The organism is Mesorhizobium sp. M7A.F.Ca.CA.001.08.2.1, assembly GCF_003998455.1.
Taxonomy (GTDB): Bacteria; Pseudomonadota; Alphaproteobacteria; order Rhizobiales; family Rhizobiaceae; genus Mesorhizobium; species Mesorhizobium ciceri.
This window is the reverse complement of sequence record NZ_RZPW01000795.1, coordinates 1-2,728: the sequence shown is the minus strand read 5'-3', so window position 1 is coordinate 2,728 and position 2,728 is coordinate 1. Positions and strand designations below refer to the sequence as shown.

Annotated in this window: 5 protein-coding genes; 3 read left to right on the top strand and 2 right to left on the bottom strand. The window is 62.9% G+C overall.

The annotated features are described in order from the left end of the window. Positions 1-342 (bottom strand): polyprenyl synthetase family protein (locus tag EN914_RS31060; RefSeq protein WP_206527283.1); only part of this gene is annotated, 342 nt, incomplete at its 3' end. A 222-nt stretch (positions 343-564) separates the two neighbouring features. On the opposite strand from EN914_RS31060, the gene EN914_RS31055 reads away from it, so the two are divergent. From EN914_RS31055 to EN914_RS31045, 3 genes are all read left to right on the top strand, one after another. Next, a complete protein-coding gene (locus EN914_RS31055) occupies positions 565-1,326 on the top strand; it encodes a transglycosylase domain-containing protein (RefSeq protein ID WP_013529225.1) in 762 nt (253 codons plus the stop codon). Positions 1,327-1,466: 140 nt separating this feature from the next. Next, on the top strand, positions 1,467-1,649 hold the full coding sequence (rpmF, locus tag EN914_RS31050) for a 50S ribosomal protein L32 (RefSeq protein ID WP_008834724.1): 183 nt from the start codon (positions 1,467-1,469) through the stop codon (positions 1,647-1,649). A 233-nt stretch (positions 1,650-1,882) separates the two neighbouring features. Continuing rightward, the gene (locus tag EN914_RS31045; RefSeq protein ID WP_013529226.1) at positions 1,883-2,284 is read left to right on the top strand and encodes a hypothetical protein; all 402 of its coding nucleotides are present in this window, start codon (positions 1,883-1,885) and stop codon (positions 2,282-2,284) included. 263 nt (positions 2,285-2,547) lie between these two features. Here EN914_RS31045 and EN914_RS31040 read toward each other — a convergent pair. Further along, the coding region (locus tag EN914_RS31040) for a heme-binding protein (RefSeq protein WP_164779034.1) at positions 2,548-2,728 on the bottom strand (181 nt) is incomplete at its 5' end.

Below are 2,728 nucleotides of genomic sequence, written 5' to 3'. Positions count from 1 at the left end.
CTTGTGCACGGTCGGCTGGCCGCGACGCAGGTCGTCGTCGTCCATGGCGGGCAGATCGTCGTGGATCAGCGAATAGCAATGCACGCATTCAAGTGCGGCGGCGACACGCAGTGCCGCCTCGCCGTCGGCGGAAAAAAGGGCGGCACTTTCCATGACCAGGAAGGGCCGCAGGCGCTTGCCGCCGTTCAGCACGCCATGGCGCATCGCCGCCATCAGCCGGTCCGGCCGGGCGATCTCGCCCGAAAGCGCGCGGTCGTCGAGCAGTCGCCGCAGCAGCACCTCGACGGCGGCTGCCCGCCTGATCAGCGCCATTTCGAACGCCATTTGGTCGTCATTCGTCATGGCCGGGACCGGTAGCCGACACTCAGACGTTGCGCAAGAAGGCAAGCGCCATTATGCCGGAGCAGTATGAGCCCGTTCGGAAACTCTACTCCTGCGGTCATCTGAGGGCGTTTTCTGCGCTTCCGGTGCTTGCGTACTCTAATGTACGCTCCGCTCCGGTTCTCGAAAACACCGTCACATGACTCACAGGAGCGCGTTTCAAAACGAGCTCTCTGGCACGGGTTGGGCGGCTTGGCGGAACCGATCGTCGATCATGAAACCGAAAAGCTGGACATGGCGACGAGATCGCGGGGCGTAAACCGCCGTGGTCTCAAGCGCTGGGTCCGGCGCGGCATCGTCGTGGCCGCGGTGCTGGCTTTGATTCCGGTCGTGCTGACGTTTCTGTACCTGCCGTTCTTCGTGCATCCTGTCTCGACGCTGATGCTGAAGGACCTGGCGACCTTCTCCGGTTACGACCGCCGCTGGGTGTCGATCGATGACGTGTCGCCGGTGCTGGCCAATTCCGTCATCATGTCGGAGGACGGGCAGTTCTGCTTTCATCGTGGCGTCGATCTCGGCGAGCTGAGAGGCGTCGTCGACGATGCGCTGGCCGGCGAAGCGACGCGCGGCGCCTCGACCATCACCATGCAGACGGTCAAGAACCTGTATCTCTGGTCGCGGCCGCTGGGCTCGGTGCGCAAGGTGGTCGAATTGCCGCTGGCCGTCTATTTCGATGCGGTGATGTCGAAACGGCGCATCATGGAAATCTATCTCAACATCGCCGAGTGGGGGCCGGGCATCTACGGCATCGAGGCCGCGGCACAGCACCATTTCGGCGTCTCGGCAAAACAGCTGTCGCGACGGCAGGCCGCCCTGCTTGCGGTCTCTTTGCCAAATCCGATCGCCCGCAATCCGGCCAAGCCCGGGCCTGGCCTGAGGCGGCTTGCCAATCTGATCGAGCGGCGAGCCGGCCGCTCGGGCGCCTATGTCGGTTGTCTCCGCTAGCCGATCCAAAAAAATTCGCGCCAGTGCTGGCCAAAACGGCACAGGGCGTGTATAGGCACCCGACTTTCTCAGATTTAGGCCCCGACATGGCCCTTTCACGAGGGCGGGCGGGGCTTTTGACCATGTAGTGGAGCATATCCATGGCCGTTCCGAAACGTAAAACCTCTCCGTCCAAGCGCGGCATGCGCCGCTCGGCCGACGCCCTCAAGGCCCCGACCTATGTCGAGGACAAGAATTCCGGCGAAATGCGCCGTCCGCACCATATCGACCTGAAGACCGGCATGTATCGCGGTCGCCAGGTGTTGACGCCCAAGGAAAGCTGAGACCAGCCTTCCAAAGGTTTGAATTCCAAAAGGACCGGCCAGTGGCCGGTCCTTTTGCGTTTGGGGGGCGGGGTAGCGCGCATCTCGACGCGTGGGCGGCAATCGTTGCAGGCAACCGGCTGACATTGTTGTTGCGTGCGGTCTTCGACCGTGTTCAACGCTGCCATCGAAACATCTTGACGGCGTGCCTGTGGCGCATTCTACAAAGGATTGCCCCCACATGGAGACGCCAGATGTTCGGTGCCATTCCGCTGCTGATCGTGCCTTTCGTGCTCTACAATCTCGGACTGCTGGGAATATTCGGCAGCGGTGACGATCCGTGGGCAAGCGAGGTCTTCTCATTCAGCATGATGTCGGGTGGCGTGTTCTCGATGACGCTTGGCGATCTGATGGTGCTGATCGGGCTGATCTTCCTGTTCCTCGAAATGGCGAAGTCGGTGCGCACCACCAATGCCTCGATCATGGACCATCTTCTGTCGACGCTGGTCTTCGTGGCCTTCCTGGTCGAGTTCCTGCTGGTGAAGGGTGCGGCCCATTCCGTCTTCTTCACCCTGATGGTCATCGCGCTGTTCGACGTGCTGGCCGGATTCGCGGTGTCGATGCGGTCGGCCAGCCGGGACATCAATTTGAATTAGGTCCCCGGCGCGGAAGGCGGAAGTTTGACGGGCGCTTGCGCTGACAGTTGGCGCAAACGCCCCTAACGTCGTCATCCCAGGGCGTAGCAAGGAGCGTAGCGACGCGGCGCAGACCCCAGGGTCCAAGCCGCGACACGTGAGCGTTTCAGCGGTCCAGAATTCTGCTCCGCTGCACTCTACGGCTGATGTTACGGAATGGATCCTCGGGTCTGCGCGACGGAGCCTCGCTCCTGCTCCGCCCGCGGATGACGAAGTTCCCGACCTCACCCCGGATCGGCGGTGAAACCGGCGGCCTCGATGCCGGCGATTGCCGCGGCTTCGTCATTGTCCGACGTGTCGCCTGAAATGCCGACGGCGCCGATGACGGCACCGGCCTTGTCGCGGATCAGCACGCCGCCGACGACCGGCAGCACGCGCCCGCCCGAGACGTCCGAGATGCCGGCG

Excerpts from the sequence above, each read along its gene's own strand:
- rpmF (WP_008834724.1), top strand. The coding sequence starts at position 1,467 with ATGGCCGTTCCGAAACGTAAAACCTCTCCGTCCAAGCGCGGCATGCGC.
- EN914_RS31045 (WP_013529226.1), top strand. The coding sequence starts at position 1,883 with ATGTTCGGTGCCATTCCGCTGCTGATCGTGCCTTTCGTGCTCTACAAT.